Genomic DNA, 19,261 nt, shown 5'->3' on the forward strand with positions numbered 1-19,261 from the left:
ATCCATCATCTCCACCGGATCCATGCGGCCGGCCGGTCAGGGCACCGCTTCATGGCTTCAACGAACATACACCCTAATCTTGTTGGACATCACCGGCGGGTTATGCGGCGTGTGGCTGTGGTCGCCGAGCAGGAGCTGCAGGGTGTGCGGGCCCTTTGGCAGCGTCACGACGACCTCGGTCTGGCCGTTGCCGAGATGGATGTGGTTGTAGTCCGACGGGATCGGCTGGTCCGGCGGACCGGGATCGACGTCGATCAGCAGATGGTGGTGCCCGGTCAGCGGCTTGACCGTGCCGGCGGGTGCGATGCCCATCTCCTTCAGCCCCATCCGCACGGTGAAGCGCTCGGGAACGCTCAGCCCGTCGAGCGGATAGTGGAAATAGACCAGCGCGCCCCGCGGCGCCGGCTGGCGCGCTGTTTGAGCCATGAGAGCAACCGCTGGCAGCGTGGCAGCGGCGAGCAATACGAGCGCCGCCAGTCTTGTGCGCAGGAGCTTGGCTGAAGGTCTCATCGGCGACGCCCCGGCTTCTTGCGCGGCATGCCCACGAACACCTTGATCCGTTCCGACATGACCGGCGGATCGTGGGGGACATGCTGGTCGTCGGCGAGGATGAGCTGGAGCGTGTGCTCGCCCGGCGTCAGGGTGATGCGCTTCTCGGTCTGGCCGCCGCCGAAATGGATGTGGTTGAGGTCGCTGGGGATGGCCACGTCGAGCGCCGGCGTCGGCACGTCGACCAGCAGGTGATGGTGTCCGGTATTGTCCTTGACCACACCAGCGGGCGCCACGCCCATGTTCCGCAGGCCGAAGCGAATCGTCGAGGAGGCGTAGATCCTCTCGCCATTGCGCGGATAAACGAAATACACCGCCGCATCGTTGGGCGAAGGCGTGCGGTTCGACTTCGCGGTTGGCGTGCCCGTCGCAGGCGCAGCGCTTTCCGCGGCGACCCGCACCCGGATCTTCTCGGACATGACTGGTGGGTCATGGGGCACGTGATCATGATCTGCCATCAGGAGCTGGAGCGTGTGCTCGCCCGGCGTCAGGATGAGCTCCACCTCGGTCTGGCCGCGGCCGAAATGGACATGGTTGAAATCGCTGGGAATCTCCCGGTCGAGCGGCGGCAGATCGGTATCGATCAGGAGATGATGGTGCCCCGCATTGTCGCGCTTCGTGCCGGCCGGCGAGATCGCGATGTTCTCGATGCCGAAGCGGATTTTCGCGCGGGGCGCGAGCGTCGCGCCGTCCTTGAGGTCGAGAAAGAACACTTTTGCGTTGGGCGCCGCGACGGAGCGCGCGACATCCGCCGCATCTGCCACGACCTCGACCTCGATGCGCGGCGACACGACCGGCGGGTCATGGGCGACGTGGTTGTGATCGGCGAACAGCAACTGCAGGCTGTGCCGGCCCGGCATCAGCGCGATCTCCGTCTCGGTCTGGCCGCCGCCGAAATGCAGATGGTTGAAATCGCTCGGGATCGGCTGGTCGAGTGCGGGCAGGGCGGTGTCGATCAGCAAGTGATGATGGCCGCCATTGCGCCGCGCGGTACCCGCGGGCACCACCTCCATGCCCTCGATCGCGAAGCGCACCTTGAGGCGGCCGGAGACCCGTGCGCCATTGGCGAGATCGATGAAGCCGAGCTTTGCTCCGGGCGGTGCCGGGCTGCGCGGCCGGGCCCTCTCCTGCGCAACCAGGCCGCCGGCGGAGAGCCAGACGCTCACCGCGATGCCAAGGGCCAGGATACGTCTCGGTCCCGGCATAGCTCCACCTCCCGAAGGGCTCAGCGTTGCTGACGCTAACAGTCGCTTACTCAAGCGGCAAGGATGAGGGCGTGACGTCATTTATTTGACGGATGCAACCGACGAATAAAACTGGATTCTCGACTGTGACTCCATTAGCGTTCACCAGGGAAGACTTGAATGAACGCCATCTTCAAGATGTGCGCGTTGCTTGCCTTCGCGCTCCAGTTCCTGATCGCGCCGGTGACAGCGGCGGAGGAGCGTCGCGTTGCGCTCGTCATCGGCAATTCGGCCTACCGCAACGCGCCGGCCCTGCCCAATACGGTGAACGACGCGCAGGATATGGCAGCCTCCCTGCGCAAGGTCGGCTTCGAGGTCGTCGACGGCGTCAATCTCGAAAAGCGCGGCATGGACGAGGTGCTGACCCGCTTTGCACGGCTGGCACGCGATGCCGATGCGGTGATGTTCTACTATGCCGGCCATGGCTTGCAGTTCAACGGCGAGAACTACCTCGTGCCGATCGAGGCGCGCGTCGATGACGAGGTCAGCGTCCAGTACGAGACCACGCGGCTGAACGATGTCGTGACCGCGCTCGGCTTCGCCAAGGGCGTCAAGATCATGGTGCTCGACGCCTGCCGCAACAATCCCTTCGTCGGCCAGTTGGCCAAGAAGCAGGCGACGCGCGGTTTCGCGGTCGGCAACGGACTGGCGCCGATCGCGCGGGCCCAGGGCATGGTCACTGCGTATGCGACGCAGGCCAACGACGTTGCAGCCGACGGCGCCGGCCGCAACAGCCCGTTCACGGCCGCCCTGGTGCAGGAGATCCAGCAGCCGGGCCTGGAGATCGCGACCATGTTCAGGCGCGTCCAGAAAATCGTCTACGACGCCACCGGCGGGCGCCAGACCCCCGAATTGTCGCTCTCGCTGCTCGGCGATTTCTACATCAACCGGGAGGAGACCGACATCGACGTCTGGCGCAGGATCCGCGCCAGCGACGACACGGCGCAGTTGCACGGCTTCATCCAGCGTTTTCCCACCAGCTTCTTCACGGTCGATGCCCGCACGAGGCTGGACCTGATCGAGCGCCGCACCGCCGAGCAGAACGATCGCGATCGCATTGCGCTCCAGTTCGCGGCCCGCGAGCGTCAGCTGCTCGAACGCCTCGACCAGGCGGAGCGCAGCCGCCAGCAGGCCGCAAGCGAGTTGGCGCGCCGCGAGAGTCAGGCTCCGCTGCCCACCCTGCCGGCCGAGCCGCCGGGCAAGGCAGCGCAGCCCGCGATCCGACCCGAGCCGGTCGAGAAAGTCGCCGCCGAAAAGGCAGAGCGCGAACGGCTCGCGAGCGAAGTGAAGCGACGCGAGACCGAACTTGCCGCGCTCGAAGCCGAGAAGCAGCGGCTTGGGCAGGAGCGGCAGGCGCAGGAGCAGGCCATGGCCGCGCGGCTGGGGACGCTGATCGTCTCGCCGCCCGAACGCGCGGGCCTGCCCCTGACGACCCCGCCGCGCAGCGAACGCACCCCTGTCGAGCGCCGGCCTGCTGAAGCCCTGGTCACGAGCACCCGTCCGAGCGCCCAGCTTTGCAGCGAGATCCTGCTGCGGGCACAGATCGGCGATCTCTCGGCCGCCAATCGGGAGGTGTTGCTGCAATGCCGCTGAACCTTCTGCCCAGAAGCGATCGACAGGCTCCAGGCGCCAGCCGCGTCTCGCTGGCGTTGCTGATGCTGGTCGCGGCCGGGCAGGCTGCCGCCCAGCCAGCGCCTGCGCCGACATTGACGCCCGCGCCCGGCCAGCGGGCCGCGGCGCCAGCGGCTGCCCCCGCGCCCCCGACGCCGGTTCCCTATGCCGAGGCCGTGGTAAAGGCCGCCGACGATCTCTTCAGCAAGGCCAAGGTCAGCGGCGAGCGTGTCGAACTCGTCATCGACCCGCTGATCGATGGCATCTCCGGCGCCCAATCGATCGCAACCCGCGCCATGGAGAAGACGCTCGTCGAGATCGTCCAGAAGTCCTATCCGCGCTTCTCGGTGCAGCCCTTCAACTCGGAGACGCTGGCGCGCAACCCGGTGGTGCTGGTCGGCACCTTCACGGCGGTGAACAACCAGGGTGTGGCCGGCGGCCCCCGCGATGCCTTCCGGATCTGCTTCACAATGGCCGACCTGGCCTCGGGGACCGTGGTCTCGAAGGGCGTCGCGCGGGCAAAGCCCGAGGGCATCGACGTCACGCCCACTCCCTATTTCCGCGATGCCCCGGTCTGGACCAAGGATGCCGCGACTGACGCCTATATCAAGACCTGCCAGGGCACCAAGCTCGGGGACACGCTCGACCCCGTCTATGTCGAGCGCCTGAACGCGGCGGCGCTGATCAGCGACGGCATCCTCGAATACGAGGCGAAGCATTATCGCGAGGCCCTGGCTTTTTACCGCACAGCGCGCCAGCTTGCCGGCGGCGACCAGTACCGCGTCCGCATCGGCACCTATCTCGTCAACAGCAAGCTCGGGCGTCGCGAGGATGCGGCCGAGGCCTTCGGCGATCTCGTCGATTCCGGCCTCAGCACGAACCAGCTGATGGTCAAGCTGTTGTTTCGGCCGGGATCGACGCAGTTCGTCGACAATCCCCAGGTCACCGAACCCTATCCGATGTGGCTGAGCCAGATCGCGGCGCGCTCGCGCCAGAAGGGAGCCTGCCTCGAGATCGTCGGCCACACCTCCCGCACTGGAATGGCCCAGGTCAACGAGCGCCTGTCGGTGCTGCGCGCCCAGTTCGTCATGGACCTCCTGCTGACGGGAATGCCCGAAAGCCGCGAGCGCATGATCGCGTCGGGGGCCGGGTTTCGCGAGAACCTGATCGGAACCGGCAAGGACGATGCGAGCGACGCCCTCGACCGTCGCGTCGAATTCAAGGTCATCGGCTGCTGACGGTCCGCAGCGGTCATCCGCGATGAGCCAGCGCTTCAAGGCGTTCCAGTCAGAGTTTCCCGAAGAGCGCTGCCTCGATGCGCTGATGCTGGCTCGCCATGGTGGTCGCGACCTGGGCTGCGAGGCCTGCGGCCGGACCGGCGCCTTCACACCCAGCCCGAAACTGCGCGCCTATGCCTGCCCGCATTGCAATTTCCTGCTTTATCCCGGCGCGGGCACGCCCCTGCAGAACCGCCGCACGCCGTTACAGCTCTGGTTCTTCGCGCTGCGGCTAACCTTGGGCGAACGCAGCAAGGCTGCGGCAACGCTCGCGCGGGAGGCGTCGATACCGCCGGCACTGGCGCGACGCCTGCTCGAAGAGCTCGAGGTCCTGCGCACTGGATCCAACACGGGCTGGCTGGACGCGATCGCTCACCTCGTCGCCGATCAGCCGCAAGGCCGGTCGAACCCGCCGGCAACCCCCGAGCGCGCGGCTCCGTCGGTGCCGCAGTTAGGTGCTCCTGCCGGAGCGGCCACGCCGAGCCGTCGCGCCGGTTTCGTCACAATCGGCGTCTGCGCGGCGGGCATCGTCGCGCTGGTGGTCCTGGCCGGGTTCGCCATCGCGCTGCGGCAGCCGGACCCGACTGTGCCGCCGACCACGGAGGTTGAGGTTCCCGATCTCAAGCTCGCGGCGCGCCCGTCGCTGATCCTGTCCGCTGTCGAAAGCGATCTCGAAGCAGCGCGGCAGGCGACGCAATTCGCCGAGCGCAACGACCCCTCGCTGGCCTCCATCCGCCCGCAGGGGACGGAGGGTGTCCCGGGTCTCGGCACGATTCAGCCGCCGCCGAATATCCTGCTGGTGCCGCCACGCTTGCCTTCGGGGGCAACGCCACCGTCAAGCAGCCGGCCAATCGCGCGCCCTCCTGCCGGCGGCGGCGATCCCGAGCAGGTCCTGACCTTCGGGCCGATCCGGATCAGGCGTCATCTCGTGGATACCATCGTGCGGGCCGGCCGCATTGTGGGCGCCGACCCGACGTTGCTGATGGCGGTCGCAGACAAGGAATCCTCGTTCTCGACCGCGATCCAGGCAAAGACCTCGTCGGCGACCGGGCTCTATCAGTTCATCGAGCAGACCTGGCTCGGCGTCGTGGCCGAGTTCGGCCCGCGCCATGGCTTGCAGCTGGAGGCGCGGCTGATCACTCGCACGGGCCGGCAATACGGCGTCGCCGATGCCGGCGAGCGCCAGCGCATTCTCGACCTCCGCCGCGAGCCCTATCTGTCGGCGCTGCTTGCGGCTGAAATGCTGAAGCGCGATACGCTGCGACTGGAAAAGGCGATGGGCCGCCACCTGACCGGGGGCGAGATCTACCTGATCCATTTCCTCGGCCCCGACGCCGCGCAGACCTTCATCGCCACGATGGAGGAAACGCCGGGCGCCAAGGCTGCCGAACTGCTGCCGCGCCCGGCGCAGGCGAACCGGCCGATTTTCTACGCCGAGGCCGGCGGCGAGACCAAGACCCTGTCGGTCTCGGAGGTCCACAAGAAGTTCAACGACATGATCAAGCTCAGGCTCGATCGTTACGGGGATGTGCGGAAGCTCTGGGTTCAGGGCGCGAGCAAATAGATCTGGCGCCATTGCTGCGGCGGGACTGGCCCTTCCGGCGGGCGCATTCGAGGGGAGGCGGGTACCATGGCAGGCAACCGGTTCGAGCAGGTCGACGAGGCGCAAACGGACGCGATCACATTGACATTGCTGCAGCGCGACGGGGCGGCTGCCGCCTTGGTCGCATGTCCTGCGGAACTGGCCGGCGGCCAGCTGGTCAATGATTTCGTCAGTGACGAGATGGCCCCGGTCGAAGCTTTCCGCACCGCAATCCGGCTCGCCAACGAGATCAGGGCGCCGATCGTCGTGGTCGACCCCGATGCGCTCTGGCAGGCCGAGTGGGGCAGCCTCTATCGCGAGGATTGAGTGCCGGTCACTGGATCCGGAAGTACTTGATCGCCAGCCCGAGATTGCCTCCTGACGCCGCGATATCGCGCGCGAGATTGGGGAAGAACTCGGCTGCCGGCGCAGGATTGGGCCCGAGCAGGGCGGGGTACGGCGCCGCACTCACCAGAGCCAGCACGACCTGGGGCCGTGCAGCCGTGCCGCTGGATTCCAGCTTGAGGTTGAAGCCGGCCTTGGCGCCGTCGCGCTTCAGATAGCTCGCCAGATTATACACAAGCCCGTCGTCGCCGATCAGCACGACGTCGAGATGGCGGCCGCCGGGGCTGTCGACCGTGCCGCTCAGGATATCGCCGCTCTTCATCGCGAAAGTGCCGATCTGCAGGCGCGGACTGCGATCTATGGCGGGGCCGAGCTGGCGCAGGAATTCGACCATCGGGCATTGGGCCGACGTGACAGGACGCAGGTTGATCGTCGCCTCGAACCCTTGAGACTGCTTGAAGGCGGCGTCGAATATCATGAACGGCTCCGCGCCGCTGCCAAAGCCCTCGAGTTCGGCTTTCTTCTCGGCGACGTCGAGCGGCCAGAGGAAGAAGCAGCTGCCGCCATCATAGCCGCTGATATAGCGCTGGATCCGCTCGGCTGGTGTACGGGGCTCCTGCGGCAGCACGGGCGGCGGCGTCACGGCGGCGGTGGGAAGTGGCGATGAGCCCTTCGGCTCGGCACGCACCGGCGGCGGCTCGGGCGCAGGCGCGCGGGGTGGCTCGACGCGTACCGGTGGCGTTTGCGACTGCGCTGGCGGTTCAGTCCTGATCGCGACCTGCTGCGAAGAGGATGGTGGTTCGGTCACCATGGGCGGAGTCTCGACGGTCGCAACAGGCGGAAGGCTCGGGCTTGCCGCCCCAGCCGCTTCGGTAAGCGGCGGTGCGGTCAGCTCCGGGGCGCCTGGGGCCTTCAGCGGCGGCAGGGCCACGAGGACCCGGGGATCGACCGAGTCGGAGCCGCTGCCCGGCTGAGGGGGCGCGCCCGAACTGCTCGACAGGGCATCGGCGACAGGGCGTGTCGCGGTCCACAACGCATAGCCACCACCGGCGAGCGCGGCCACGATCACGAGTCCGGCCGCGATGCGCAGCGCGCTCTTGCTGCCCGTGCCTTTCGCCACCGGCGCCTGCCAGGCCGCCACGCTGGCCATGTCGGAGGGGCGCTGCGCCGGATCGGGCGCGAGCATTTTGGCCAGCAGCGGCTGGAACCGCGCGTCCACGGCAGACAGATCGGGCACCCGCCGACGCTTCTCCAGGATCTGGACCTGGGTGCCGCCCATGTCGAGGGGCTTGCCTGTCAGCGCCTCGGCCAGCACCAGCCCCAGACTGTAGATGTCGGACTGTCCCGTCACCTCCGCGCCGCCAAGGCCGAGCTGTTCGGGCGAAACATAGTTGTACTTGCCGGCAAAGCCGCTGCCGATCACCGTGCCCTCGCCGAGTTGCGTCGAGCGGGCGATGCCGAAATCGATGATCTTTGCCCGCGCGACCTGCCCGCCGGGCAGGATGATGTTGTCGGGCGAGACGTCGCGATGGACGATGCCGAGGAGATGGGCGGCGTGCAGCCCGCTGGCGATCCTGCGCCGCAGGACGTCGGCTTCATCGAAGCTGAGCGGGCCCTGCTTGATGCGGTCGGACAGGGGCTGCCCGTCGACGAACTCCATGGCGAGATAGGGCGCCTGCGTCACCGGGTCGATCGTGAACACGTAGTAGCGCACGATCGCCTCGTTATAGAGGTTGTGCAGGGCAGCCGCCTCCTTGCGGAACAGCGCCAGCGCGTTCTCGTTCTGCGCCATGTCGGGGCGGATCATCTTGATGGCAACCGCATCGCCGGTCTGGATCGCGCGGCCCTTGTAGACCTCGCCCATGCCACCCACCGCGATCAGCCGCTCAATCTCGTAGATGCCGTTCAGCCGCGTGCCGGCGGCGATGCCGGAGCGTGGCGCAAAGACGGTGCGTTCGGTATCGTTCATGGCGCGCCGCTCCTGGCCTGGCGTCGGTTCGGCAGCCAGACCGTGGACCCGTCATCGACCGCCGTTGCCCGATGCCGCACGATGATCACCGTGACATTGTCGGAAGCGCCGCGCTCTAGCGTCAGGGCAAGCAGCGCATCGCAGGCGGCCTGCGGGCCTTGGCCGTTGACCGCAGCCAGGATTTCCGGATCCGACACATGGCCGGTCAGCCCGTCCGAGCAGAGCACGAAGATGTCGCCATCCTCGAGCTCGCCAGTGTCGAGGTCGAGCTCGGGCATGTCATGAACGCCGATGGCGCGGGTGATGACGTGGCGGCGGGGCGAGCGGCGCGCTTCATCAGGAGAGAGCAGGCCTTTGTCGACGAGATCCTGGACCTCGGTATGGTCGCGCGAGAGCTGGAGGATCTGGCCGCCGCGAACCAGGTAGACGCGGCTGTCCCCCGACCACACGCAGGCGAAGTTCCGCTCATGGACCAGAAGGGCCGCCAGCGTCGAACCCATGGCGACGCCGCCGCGCTTGCGGCTCTGGCGCCTCAGATCCGCATTGGCGTCGATCACGCTGCGCTCCAGCCGGGCGAGCAGGTCAGGCGCAGAGGTCGCCGCGCCGATGCCTTCTACCGCTGCGGCCAGGGTGCCGCTCGCCAGCGCGCCGTTCTCGTGCCCGCCCATGCCGTCTGCGACCGCCCAAACGCCGAATTCCGGCCGCAACACGAAACTGTCCTCGTTCTCCTGCCGCACGCGGCCGACATGGGTGATCGCGCCGGTCTCGAACGGGGTGGCCGGAGGGCTGGCGTCGTTCATGACACTGCGCGCCTCCTGTCGATGGCCGCATCGAACCGGCCGGTGAGCAGGCCCGAGAACAGATGCGGGTCCGGCAGCCCCTGGCCAACCAGCGCCAGCGGCTCGAACTGCTCGCCGCCGAGCGTCCAGAACACCGCCGAATGGGCATAGGCCCGGGCATGATCCTCGACCCGCAGCAGGCCGAGCCGCTCGGGAAAGGTGGCCGCATCGAGTGCGCTGACGATCATCCCGTCGGGCAGCCGAAGCATCTCGGCGGGCGGCGCCGCCTTGAGCTGATCGTCGGGAGCGGCTAGCTGGGCCAGCCGCTGCGTGGTCGTCTCGTAGCTCGTGTCCGGTTCTAGCGCCTGAAGCAGAAAATCCTCAGCCTGGGTGAACCAGGCTTCCTGCGGGTCGAGTTCGGGCGGCGGGATCGCGGCGCCCGGCGCGGACATGGCGAAGACCGTCAGCGGGAAATAGCGCCCTATCCCGTCGACGGAGGGCATAAAGGCGCCCGCGACCGTCTCGCCGCAATAGGCCCGGCCGAGCCAGAAGCGCCAGATCGGCGCATTCAGGAACGCGTCCTGCCAGCGCGGGCCGAGTTCCAGCCGGCTCGCGGTCAGGCCGCCCTGCAGCCACGGCTCATAGCTAGCCAGGAATGGCGCAGGCGCGCCGATCGCGATGAAATCGCGCTTGCTCGGGAGCTTTCCGAACAGCCCGCACGCCATGGCCTCAGATCCCTGCCGGGCAGCGGATGTCGCGCAAGGCGGGCAACACCAGCGGGTTCTTCAGCGAGCCGACGCCGAGCTGGTAGCCGACCTGCCGCCCTCCGGCCGCCAGCGTCAGCACGACATTGTCGCCCTGCTTCAGCACGGAGCCTGCATCGAGCAGGCGGAAGAAAGACCACACCCCTTCGCGCTCGAAGAGTTTCGCTTCGCCCGAGGCGGCCGGCGTGCCACTGGAGAAGAAGCCGCCGCCGAACAGCCCGCCGCCGCTATTGGCGCTGCCGAGCGTCAGCGTGACCGCGGTCTTCGGAACGCCGGCGCCGGGCCACATCACCGGCGTCGGTGTGTTGACGCCCTGCTGGCTCGTCACCGTGAAGCCGTTGACCTCGAGCTTGCCGGCCGAGGCGTCCGACGACAGGGCCGTCGGCGTTACGATCATCTGGAAAGAGGGCAGGTTGCCGCCTGTCGGGAAGAACGCCTCGCGGATCTCGTCGGCGCGCTGGAATTCGCGCAAGGTCGTGGGCGAAAGCGCGCGCGCCACACGGCTGTCGACGCGCCAGCTCCATTGCGCCTTCGACTTGTCGACATAGGGCTCGAGCTTGTCCTTGAAGAAGCCGGGCATGATCCCGCCCGGCGCGAACAGCCGCGCGAAATCCGCCAGCGGCACGTCGCGCGCGCTCGCCTTTACGAAGGGGTAGCGGTTGGTCAGGATGTCGGCGCAGACCCTCGACACCTGGTCGCCCAGCGCCTGGCGCAACAGCGCGACCGTCGCCCCCGTGGCGTCGCCCTCGAAGTCATTGACCGCCGAGACGATCATGCCGTCGAAGGGCGCGGGGTAGCGCGAGGAATTGGCCCGCAGCGTAGCGATCAGCGGCACCAGTGCGGCGTTGGCAGCGCTCGCCTGCGCCGGGTTCGTCGCCGCGATGGCGAGGTTCTGATTGATCTCGCTGAAAACCTGCAGGAGCTGGTCGATCGGCCGGCGTCCGAGATCGCCCTCGACCAGCACGTGAAACGCCTTGAACTGCGTCTCGATATTGGCGCCGAGCGCGTCATTGCCGCCTGCCAGCACGCGGTCGACGCCGGGCGCGCTGAGCGGCAGGTTGGTCCCGAGCTTGCCGAGCGCCGCGGTGGCGCGCTTCTCGAGTGCATCGGCTGCGGCGTCGGTGGCTTTCGCCGCGCCGCTCTGCTTGGGCGCCGGGCGCTCCTTGGTGAGCTGTGTCTCGTCGCGGATCGATTCCAGCAACTGCTTCAAGGGCGAGGTCGGCGCGGCGACCGCGCTGAGCGCGACATATTTCGGCTTGTCGGCATTGAGCGGGCGCAGCTTCAGTCGCCGCAGCGTCTTCTGCCAGGTCGCGACGTAATCGCGGACATAGAGCTTGAGCAGGTCCTGGAACAGCGTCTGGTATTGCGCGACGATGGCCTGCTGGTCGACATTTTCGCCCAGCACCCAACGCTCCTTCTCGATGCGCTCGCCGATATCGCCGAGACGGTCGACGAAGGCATTCTGGAAGCCGTCATAGGTGTAAAAATAGGGCACGCGGATCGCGTCGAGATCCTCGCCGGCTATGCCCTCGAAGGCGAGCCTGACATCCGAGCCGCCACGCTGCGCCGCAACCCAGTCCTTCTGCGCGCCGCGCGCCTGCGTCCGCAGCAACTCATAGGCACGCTCTGCGATGCTCATCCGGCGCAAGGTGCGCTGGCAGTTCTCGATCAGCGACTGGTTCAGCTTGACCACGGGCTCGCCCCCCTCGTCGAGCTCCAGCATTGCGACCAGATGCTCCCCCAGCGCCTCCCGACCCCTGACATTGGCGGCGCCCGGGAACAGGTTCTCTGCCCAGTCGAGCCGCATCCAGGAGACCACGAGATCGCGGTCGAGCCGGGCCTGGCCGCCGACCATCAGGTAGACTTTCAACGCCTCGTAGACGAAGCCGGGATTGTTGATGTTGGCCTCGAGCTGCTCCTCCAGACGGAAGATGATGCGCGAGCGCAGCATCCGCTCCAGCGCCTGCTGGTAGACGACCTCGGAGGCCGATTGCAGGCGCTCGCGCTGGCTCAGGCCATAGGTCGCCTGCATCGGGGTCGGCTCGTCCTTGCTGGCGTAGCCAGCGGGGAGGTGCCGCAATTTGTGCAGCAGCGGCAGGATACGGCTGAAATTGCGCTCGGAGATGGTGTTCTCCTGGAGCACGGGCGCTGCGCTGGCGCGGTAGTCGGCGAGCCCGTAATTCGTCGCGGTGATCAGGTCCTCATTACGCGAATAGCTCGTCCACCACAGCCCGAGCGCTCCCAGCGAGAGGATCGCGACCAGCGCGAACCCCGCGATGCGCAGCAAGGTCGAGCGCCGCGCGGCGCCCAAATCGGTCGAGACCCAGCCGGCCTCGCCGATGATCACCTTCTGGATCAGGTCGGTGAGGAAGTAGCTCTTGCCCTTGCCGGAATAGGCGGCGGCATGGGCGTGCTCGCTGCCGAAATTGCGCGAGAGCGCGCCGATCAACTGGTCGATCGGCGTGCCTTCCTGGGTTCCGGAGGTGAAGTAGAAGCCGCGCAAGGTCGCGTTAGCCTGGTAGCGCGTCGGCTCGAAGACGCTGGCGAGAAAGTCGACCACCGTGCGCTTCAGCGTCGCCATCTGGCTCGGCAGACCGAAGAGCTGGGCGCGTGCCGTCGGGTTGTGCTCCTCCTGCAGGCGGTCGGGCAGTCGCGCGTTGAGACGCTCGATCAGCGCGTCGTATTCCGGCGCGACATCGCCGATCATGTTGCGGGTCTTGTCGTCGGTCTGGAAGGTGTGGCCCCAGACCATTCGCCGCTGCGGCTCGGTGAGCCCTCCGAAGAACTCGTTGAAACCGGCGATCAGGTCGGCCTTGGTGAAGATGGCATAGACCGGGAAATCGACCTTCAACCGCTCATGCAGTTCGAGCAGGCGGCTGCGGATCGCGTCGGCATGGGCCGCGATCTGCTCGGGCGTCGAGGTCAGCAGATCCTCGACACTGATCGCGACCATGACGCCGTTGATGGGCTGGCGCGGCCGGTTGTTCTTCAGCAGGTCGAGGAAGGCGAGCCAGCTCGCGCGCTCGGCCTTCACATCGGCGTCCTGCGTGGTGTAGCGCCCGGCCGTGTCGATCAGCACGGCATCCTCGGAGAACCACCAGTCGCAATAGCGAGTCCCGCCGACGCCCGCGACAGCCGCCGGCGACGTGCCGCGAGCCAGAGGAAATTTCAGCCCGGAATTGACCAGCGCGGTGGTCTTGCCGGCGCCGGGTGGGCCAATGATCACATACCAGGGGAGGTCATAGAGATAATCGCCGCCATCCTTGGCGCGGGCGCGCTTCAGCGTCGCCAGCGCGTCGCGCATCGCGCCGCCGAGCATGGCGGCGTCGCCGGTCGCAGTCTCCTGCCTGACCAGGGCGTCGTTCAACGTAGCCGCCGCACGCCGCCGCTTCAGGATCATCAGCGTGATCCAGAGACCGGCGCCCAGGACGAGCAGCAGCACGATAGGCAGGCGCACGAAGAGCGGTTCGAACGGGCGGATCTCGCCGATGGCGATGAACGGGCCTCCGAACCAGATCAGCGCGCAAAGGGCCAGCGTACCGATCGCGATCGCGGCCACCCTGAGCCAGACCGCGACGCTCATCGGTGCCAGCCCTTCTGCGGATGCTTTCGGATCGGATCCATGGCGTCGCTCAACTGTTCCGCTGGATCAGGATTTCGACGCGCCGGTTCTTGGCGCGGCCTTCGCGGGTATCGTTCTGGGCGATGGGTGCGTCTGAGCCCTTGCCCTCGAAGCTGATGCGGTCCTGCCTGCTCAGCTTTGTCTTGAGGAGGTCGCCGACCGCCTTGGCGCGCTCCTGAGAGAGCTGGACGTTGGAAGGGAAGCGCGCGGTCCGGATCGGCACGCTGTCGGTGTGACCCACGACCTTGATCGCGCCACCCTCCTGCTCCAGCACGCTGGCGATGCGCTCTATCAAGGGGCGGAACTCGTCGCGCACAGCCGCCTGGCCGGGCTCGAACAGGGTGATGTCGACGAGGCGGATCAGGATCAGGTTCGGCGTGACCGTGCAGGTGATCGGCGGGCTCACAGTGGCGCAGACCTTTGCCTGCGGCTGCGGCACTGGCGGGGGCGGCGCCGAAAAGACCTTTCGCACGATGCCGAGTTCACCCTTGGGATGCACCGAGAGCAGGGCCGAAGCGGACGCCTCTGCATTGCCGCCGAGCAGCGCGCGCAGCACGAAGTACAGCCCCAGCAGCGCGACGCCCGCGATCGCTGCGACCGACCAGACCGGCACCTTGAAGCGGGCGACCTGCGAGGCCAGCGCCTTGCCCTGCCAGCGCGGCGACAGCTCTGGGTCCGGCTGCTTTACGCGCCGGAGGGTCTCGAACAGGTTGCGCTGGATCATCTGCAGGTTGGCGGCCCCGCCAGACGAGGTGCGATGGATGCCCTCGAAGCCCAGCGCGAGACAGGCATGCATCAGCTCAAGCAGGTCGTAATTGACCGAAGGATCGGCCTTGGCCCGGTCGAGCTCCTCGAAGAACCTGATACCGCCGACGCGCTCGCCGAAGAAGCGCGAGAGCATGCTGTACTGCGTCCAGAGGTGCCGATCCTCGCCGGGAATGTTCTGGACGATATCGTCGGCCACCGCCGCGAGGGTGTATTTTGCGGTGCGGGTCTGCTCGGCCGAAGCACCCGTCGCCCGGACCTCGTGCTCGAAGGCTTCGATGGAGTCACCGACCTGGCCTAGCAGCTGCTGCAGCGGCGCGCTGCTCAGCGAGGAGCGCATCCGGCCAAGCAGCAGCAGCAGCGGGCCGGCGGCTTTCAGAAGCGGGTTGGCATTGGGCGTCAGCAACTGGTCGCGCTTGGGAAGCGAGGCGCCCGGCGCGCCCATCAGCGGCGATGGAACCGCGCGCTGCGGCGTGACCGGCGGCGCCGAAAGCCATTCGTCGCCGCTGCCGGGCACGCCGGGCGAGGGGGCGCCGGCAGCCGGTGTGGATGGGGTCGGCGCCGCGGGGCGCGAGGGCAGGGGCGCGCGGCGCCCGCCGGGGTTGGGCCTGATGATCGTGCGGTCGGAGCGGCCGAACGGATCTGAGGGCGAACCCGGGTCACTCATCGCCTGCCCTCCAGCACGGCCCAAAGCTCCATTTCGAGATCGGGCCAATCACCGGAAAAATGCATGCCGATCGAGCTTGCGGTCGAAAATTCGGGCCAGAGCGACGAGGTGCGGTCGAGGTAGAAATAGACGTGGTCGGTCAGCGCCCGGATCTGCGGCGGCGGCGTCGGCAGGTGCACGAGGTTGATGCCCGGCAGATGGGCATGGACGATCTCGTTCATCTTGGTGTTGGGGCCGACCTTGAAGAGTTGAGGGAACTGCGCCTGGATCTCGGTCAGCGGCCGGCGCGCTGCCACCTCCAGGACCAGCGTCGCGTTGCGCATCAGCGAGCGGTCGCGGATCGTCGACATGAAGGCGTTGGGCGCCCGCTCGGTGATCTCGAGCCGGATCGCCCGGCGCCCGAGCTGGGCCGACAGGAAATCCTGGATGTCGCGGATCACGGGGGTAAAGCAGCCCTCGAGATCGTCATGGTCATAGGCCGGATAGTCGCGGGCGCGACGCTCGGCGGTTGTGAAGGTCGCAAGCTCGCCGGCGATGGCGAGGAAGGTCGTGAACAGCCGCTCGGGATGGACGAAGCGCGAGCCGCGCATGTGCTTCAGGACCGGAATGTGCCGGTTCAACATCTGCAGCACGAAGTAATCTGCGCTCTGCAGGCCGCCGCCCGCCGTCGGGTCGGCGGCGTAGCGGGCGAGTTCCTCGAGCTTGTTGTCGACCCAGCCTATGACACGGTCGAGCCAGCCATCGATCACCGGATAGGCGTGGCAGACCAGCACGGGCGGCGCGAACTTCTCGTCGAACAGGATGGCGCGGTCGCGCACTTCGAGGATGCGTCCGAGCGCCAGGCCGACGAAGCCCGCCTTCGCGGTCCGGCGCAGTTCGAGCGTCAGGCGCGGATGGGCGACGTCGATCTCCTCCTCGAGGCGCAGCGAGGCGGTCGAGTCGATCAGCATCTCGGTCGCGGGTGAGAAGCGGCTGGCGCTGCCGTTCAGGCTGTCCTCGACCTCGCGCGTATTGGCCGAGGCCAACGGAAGCGAGAGCCAGGCGATCTGTCCGGCGGCGTTTTCGGGAACGTCGATCGCGGCCGGCAGCGGGCTGTTGTCGGGCAGGGCGAACGGGGTGCCGTCGGGCATCACGCCGACGGCGCGGCGCAGGCCGATCTTGCTTTGCTGGGCCAGGTCCCGGTCGATCTCGAGCACGGCAAATCCCCAGGGATAAGGCGTGACATGGCGAACGCGGCTTTCCAGCAGATTTTCGAGATACCGGTCGCTCTGCTGAAAATGGTGAGGCCGCAGGAACAAGCCTTCAGACCACACGACCTTGCTGTACCAAGACATCCGGTTCTCTTTATCTGCAGCCTGGTCTGACCTTAGACGCAACGGTGATCGACGTCACTATCGCGCTCAGTTTTCGGCCTGTTCCTTTGGGTTATCGGATGGATTTCACGTCATGGTTCCAGCGTATCCGAGCCCGCCTCGAACCGTCGTCATTGACTTGAATGACCCGCGTCGCGGATGTTTGCTTTAATCTCGGCGCCGTCTTGGAGATGGAGAGTGTCGTGCCGAAGGGCTTTGCCGCGCGCATTCTGGATCCGGTCCTGCATCCTCTGCCCGGAATCCTTCAGCCCGGGCCGGGCAGCCCCAACGTCCTGATCGGCGGCCTGCCAGCCTGGCGTGGCGTCTCGGCGGCGGCTGCCGCCGCGATCCAGGCCGCCAAGGCGTCATCCGATGCGACGCTTCAGATGGCGCAGGCTGCCACCGTGGCTGCGGCCGGGACGCCGGGCGCGCCTGCCGCCATCGCCGCCGAGGAGGCCGCCAAGAACGCAGCCGCCGCCAGCATGGGCTCGATGATCTCAGGCGCTGCCGGCGGCGCCGATATCCATATCTGCCTGACGCCGCTGGGCCCGCTGCCCGTGCCGACGCATGGTCCCGGCGTGGTCATCGACGGGTCCCAGACCGTGCAGATCAACAGCCTGGCCGCCTGCCGCGTCGGCGACACCGTGCTCGAGGCGCTGGGGCCGCCCAACAAGATCGTCATGGGATTGCCGACGGTCATCATCGGCGGGTGAGTGCGCCGCTCTCGGAGCCGACGTGATAAACCGAACTCCCATCCTTCGAGACGCTATTCCCAACGAAATGGCTCCTCGGGATCAGGGCTGGATGAGATCTCGAAGGGACGCTCAGCGTCCGCCGCGATCGTAGCACTCGGCGAAATAGAGCATGAAGGCATCGACCAGTCCGTCCTCGAAAGGCGCGGTCTTGGCCTCCCAGCGCGCCACATAGGCGTCCCATAGTTTCGCCTTGCGCGAGCCGATCAGGGCCTCGAGCCCTCGGTCCGGCGGAAGGCTCTCGGCCACGGCCTGCGGGTCGAGATCCTCGACCAGCATGCGCAGCGCGTTCTGCATGGCCGAATAGGTCTTGATCTGGTGGGCCTTGAGGTCCTTGAAGCTCTCGTCGAAAGCGCGCTGCGCATTGAGGTAGCCGCTGGTCGGAGGGCCGAAGATCAGCTTCAGCGCATCGTCGATGGTCGGCGAGAATTTCAGCGGGTTGTTGTCCTCGACCTGGATCATTGTCTGGCTGCTGCTGCGCGCTATGCGCTTGCTCTCGGCGCGCGCCGACAGCAGCGATTTCAACTCGATCGCGACGAGCCGCATCAACGCGCCGAGTTCTTCGGCGAAGGCGCCGGGGTCACGCGCCGCCAGGACGTCGGGCGCCAGACCTGCGCCCTTTGCGAAGCGCTGCAGGAACTCTCCCCTCGGGAGCGGCGGGGGCGTCGGCTGCGGCGGGGCCGGAGCTGTGAGCGGCGCAGGGGAGGCGACCGGGGAAGCCTCAAAAAGCTCGGGTGGCTCCTCGTCCCATGGATTGCTGGCCGGCGGGCTCGGTGCGACGGGGCGCCTCGGCGTCGGGATCGGGGCCGGCTGCTCGATGGCATGGGGCGGCGGAGGCTGGTAGGGTGCCCAGGCGAAATCGTCCCGGCCGCTCGGCGCAAGCGGTGGCGCCGGCGCCGGCTGCTCGACCGGCCCCGGCAGATCCGCAGCCCAGTCGATGAAGCCGGGATTGACCGGTCGGGCGCTGTTGGGCGGCAGCAGGTCGCGGCGCGGAATCGGGGGCGCGACCTCCCCGCTCGGAGCCCATAATTCTTCCGAGGCAGGCGGGCTCGGAACCGCGGCGCGCGGCGAGGCGTCACTGTGCTCGTCCCGGTCGAGTGTGACCGCGATGATGTAGTGGCCGATCTCGACGCGGTCGCCATGCCGAAGCTGGTAGGGCGACTGGACGCGCTGGCTCGCGCCGTTGACGAAGGTGCCGTTGGTCGAGACATCGCGCAGCCAGTAGGCATCGCCCTGGAAGCGGATCTCGCAATGCCGGCCCGAGATCGCCCGCGTCGGATCGGGCAGGGTCCAGTCGAGATGCTGGTCGCGGCCTATATCGAGGCCGCGCCCGCCACTCAGGGTCACGCTTAGCGGCCCGCCATCGGGCAGCGAGGTCTCGTTCTCGATGGTCAGCGTCAGCGCCATGAACCGCGCTCCACGCTAGGATTGTGCCTTGGCGCCGTCATCATCCGCCAAACGAATGCATGCTTCGATGCAGGCACGCAACCGCGCGTCGCGTACGGACGCCGGCAACGTGCCGAAAGCCAGCATCACGCCGATGCGCGCGCATTTGGCGGTCAGGTCGGGCGGGCAGGGCACGGCATGGCTGGCGACCATGCTCCCGCCCGAATAGCCCGCAGCCCAGGCGAGCCAGGTGCCGGGCACCTCGGTGTCGCCAGCCTCCGCCGCGGCAAGTGCGGCGCGCCTGCGGGCGTCGTCGGGGTCGCGGACCCAGGCTTCGGCCGCCGCCATGCATGCGTCGGGCGGCGTTCCCGGCTGCTGCATGGTCCGGAGCGCCTGGAGCGCCCACCATACCGTCTCGCGCCGCGGCAGCAGGAAGGCGCAAAACCCGAGCGCATCCCGGGCCGCCCCGCTTTGCGCGAGCTTCCGAAGGAAGGCGAGCGGATGCTCGCCCGTCGGCGCCGCCTTGACGAGCCTGCGCGCGGCCGGAAAGGCCGAAAATACTTCCTGAGCCGTGTTGAAGCGAAGCCGCGACATGCC

At 67.6% G+C, this 19,261-nt stretch carries 15 protein-coding genes; 5 read left to right on the top strand and 10 right to left on the bottom strand.

Going from position 1 to position 19,261, the window contains the following annotated elements:
* Positions 1–57 precede the first annotated feature (57 nt).
* Both AC1D2L_RS10405 and AC1D2L_RS10410 read right to left on the bottom strand, forming a co-directional pair.
* Positions 58–426, bottom strand: a complete 369-nt coding sequence (locus AC1D2L_RS10405) for a DUF4399 domain-containing protein (RefSeq protein WP_476845780.1) — start codon at positions 424–426, stop codon at positions 58–60.
* Between the two features lie 80 nt (positions 427–506).
* Positions 507–1,754, bottom strand: coding sequence for a DUF4399 domain-containing protein (locus AC1D2L_RS10410; RefSeq protein WP_476845781.1), 1,248 nt, complete (start codon positions 1,752–1,754; stop codon positions 507–509).
* A gap of 159 nt (positions 1,755–1,913) precedes the next feature.
* Here AC1D2L_RS10410 and AC1D2L_RS10415 point away from each other — a divergent pair, with 159 nt between their 5' ends.
* The 4 genes from AC1D2L_RS10415 to AC1D2L_RS10430 all read left to right on the top strand — a co-directional run bounded on the left by AC1D2L_RS10415 (position 1,914) and on the right by AC1D2L_RS10430 (position 6,590).
* On the top strand, positions 1,914–3,386 hold the full coding sequence (locus tag AC1D2L_RS10415) for a caspase family protein (protein WP_476845782.1): 1,473 nt from the start codon (positions 1,914–1,916) through the stop codon (positions 3,384–3,386).
* The gene (locus tag AC1D2L_RS10420; RefSeq protein WP_476845783.1) at positions 3,377–4,642 is read left to right on the top strand and encodes an OmpA family protein; all 1,266 of its coding nucleotides are present in this window, start codon (positions 3,377–3,379) and stop codon (positions 4,640–4,642) included. Before AC1D2L_RS10415 ends, AC1D2L_RS10420 begins: the two co-directional genes overlap by 10 nt.
* Before the next feature lie 22 nt (positions 4,643–4,664).
* The gene (locus tag AC1D2L_RS10425) at positions 4,665–6,245 is read left to right on the top strand and encodes a transglycosylase SLT domain-containing protein (protein ID WP_476845784.1); all 1,581 of its coding nucleotides are present in this window, start codon (positions 4,665–4,667) and stop codon (positions 6,243–6,245) included.
* 66 nt (positions 6,246–6,311) lie between these two features.
* Positions 6,312–6,590: a hypothetical protein gene (locus AC1D2L_RS10430; protein WP_476845785.1), complete on the top strand. Its 279-nt coding sequence runs from the start codon at positions 6,312–6,314 to the stop codon at positions 6,588–6,590.
* A gap of 7 nt (positions 6,591–6,597) precedes the next feature.
* On the opposite strand, the gene AC1D2L_RS10435 is transcribed toward AC1D2L_RS10430, so the two are convergent.
* From AC1D2L_RS10435 to tssK, 6 genes are read right to left on the bottom strand one after another with little or no spacing between them, the layout of a single operon-like run.
* Positions 6,598–8,577, bottom strand: coding sequence for a serine/threonine protein kinase (locus AC1D2L_RS10435; protein ID WP_476845786.1), 1,980 nt, complete (start codon positions 8,575–8,577; stop codon positions 6,598–6,600).
* On the bottom strand, positions 8,574–9,377 hold the full coding sequence (locus tag AC1D2L_RS10440) for a PP2C family protein-serine/threonine phosphatase (RefSeq protein ID WP_476845787.1): 804 nt from the start codon (positions 9,375–9,377) through the stop codon (positions 8,574–8,576). The genes AC1D2L_RS10435 and AC1D2L_RS10440 overlap by 4 nt, the downstream gene beginning before the upstream one ends.
* A complete protein-coding gene (gene tagF, locus AC1D2L_RS10445; protein WP_476845788.1) occupies positions 9,374–10,081 on the bottom strand; it encodes a type VI secretion system-associated protein TagF in 708 nt (235 codons plus the stop codon). The genes AC1D2L_RS10440 and tagF overlap by 4 nt, the downstream gene beginning before the upstream one ends.
* Positions 10,082–10,085: 4 nt before the next feature.
* The gene (gene tssM / locus AC1D2L_RS10450) at positions 10,086–13,703 is read right to left on the bottom strand and encodes a type VI secretion system membrane subunit TssM (RefSeq protein WP_476845789.1); all 3,618 of its coding nucleotides are present in this window, start codon (positions 13,701–13,703) and stop codon (positions 10,086–10,088) included.
* 49 nt (positions 13,704–13,752) lie between these two features.
* Positions 13,753–15,174 (bottom strand): type VI secretion system protein TssL, long form, encoded by a 1,422-nt coding sequence (gene tssL / locus AC1D2L_RS10455; RefSeq protein ID WP_476845790.1) that lies wholly within the window; start codon positions 15,172–15,174, stop codon positions 13,753–13,755.
* Positions 15,171–16,508 carry a type VI secretion system baseplate subunit TssK gene (gene tssK, locus AC1D2L_RS10460; RefSeq protein ID WP_476845791.1) on the bottom strand — a complete coding sequence of 446 codons (1,338 nt, stop codon included), beginning with the start codon at positions 16,506–16,508 and terminating at the stop codon, positions 15,171–15,173. The genes tssL and tssK overlap by 4 nt, the downstream gene beginning before the upstream one ends.
* Before the next feature lie 221 nt (positions 16,509–16,729).
* Here tssK and AC1D2L_RS10465 point away from each other — a divergent pair, with 221 nt between their 5' ends.
* Positions 16,730–17,239: a PAAR domain-containing protein gene (locus AC1D2L_RS10465; protein WP_476845792.1), complete on the top strand. Its 510-nt coding sequence runs from the start codon at positions 16,730–16,732 to the stop codon at positions 17,237–17,239.
* Positions 17,240–17,350: 111 nt separating this feature from the next.
* On the opposite strand, the gene tagH is transcribed toward AC1D2L_RS10465, so the two are convergent.
* Both tagH and AC1D2L_RS10475 read right to left on the bottom strand, forming a co-directional pair.
* Positions 17,351–18,685: a type VI secretion system-associated FHA domain protein TagH gene (tagH, locus tag AC1D2L_RS10470; RefSeq protein ID WP_476845793.1), complete on the bottom strand. Its 1,335-nt coding sequence runs from the start codon at positions 18,683–18,685 to the stop codon at positions 17,351–17,353.
* A 15-nt stretch (positions 18,686–18,700) separates the two neighbouring features.
* On the bottom strand, positions 18,701–19,258 hold the full coding sequence (locus AC1D2L_RS10475; protein ID WP_476845794.1) for a DUF6931 family protein: 558 nt from the start codon (positions 19,256–19,258) through the stop codon (positions 18,701–18,703).
* Positions 19,259–19,261 lie beyond the last annotated feature (3 nt).

The sequence above is a fragment of the Allobosea sp. P1_B10 genome, from assembly GCF_056406735.1.

Bases quoted from the DNA above. Each gene is read 5' to 3' on its own strand.
- AC1D2L_RS10405 (WP_476845780.1), bottom strand. From the start codon at position 426: ATGGCTCAAACAGCGCGCCAGCCGGCGCCGCGGGGCGCGCTGGTCTAT.
- AC1D2L_RS10410 (WP_476845781.1), bottom strand. From the start codon at position 1,754: ATGCCGGGACCGAGACGTATCCTGGCCCTTGGCATCGCGGTGAGCGTC.
- AC1D2L_RS10415 (WP_476845782.1), top strand. From the start codon at position 1,914: ATGAACGCCATCTTCAAGATGTGCGCGTTGCTTGCCTTCGCGCTCCAG.
- AC1D2L_RS10420 (WP_476845783.1), top strand. From the start codon at position 3,377: ATGCCGCTGAACCTTCTGCCCAGAAGCGATCGACAGGCTCCAGGCGCC.
- AC1D2L_RS10425 (WP_476845784.1), top strand. From the start codon at position 4,665: ATGAGCCAGCGCTTCAAGGCGTTCCAGTCAGAGTTTCCCGAAGAGCGC.
- AC1D2L_RS10430 (WP_476845785.1), top strand. From the start codon at position 6,312: ATGGCAGGCAACCGGTTCGAGCAGGTCGACGAGGCGCAAACGGACGCG.
- AC1D2L_RS10435 (WP_476845786.1), bottom strand. From the start codon at position 8,577: ATGAACGATACCGAACGCACCGTCTTTGCGCCACGCTCCGGCATCGCC.
- AC1D2L_RS10440 (WP_476845787.1), bottom strand. From the start codon at position 9,377: ATGAACGACGCCAGCCCTCCGGCCACCCCGTTCGAGACCGGCGCGATC.
- tagF (WP_476845788.1), bottom strand. From the start codon at position 10,081: ATGGCGTGCGGGCTGTTCGGAAAGCTCCCGAGCAAGCGCGATTTCATC.
- tssM (WP_476845789.1), bottom strand. From the start codon at position 13,703: ATGAGCGTCGCGGTCTGGCTCAGGGTGGCCGCGATCGCGATCGGTACG.
- tssL (WP_476845790.1), bottom strand. From the start codon at position 15,174: ATGAGTGACCCGGGTTCGCCCTCAGATCCGTTCGGCCGCTCCGACCGC.
- tssK (WP_476845791.1), bottom strand. From the start codon at position 16,508: ATGTCTTGGTACAGCAAGGTCGTGTGGTCTGAAGGCTTGTTCCTGCGG.
- tagH (WP_476845793.1), bottom strand. From the start codon at position 18,685: ATGGCGCTGACGCTGACCATCGAGAACGAGACCTCGCTGCCCGATGGC.
- AC1D2L_RS10475 (WP_476845794.1), bottom strand. From the start codon at position 19,258: ATGTCGCGGCTTCGCTTCAACACGGCTCAGGAAGTATTTTCGGCCTTT.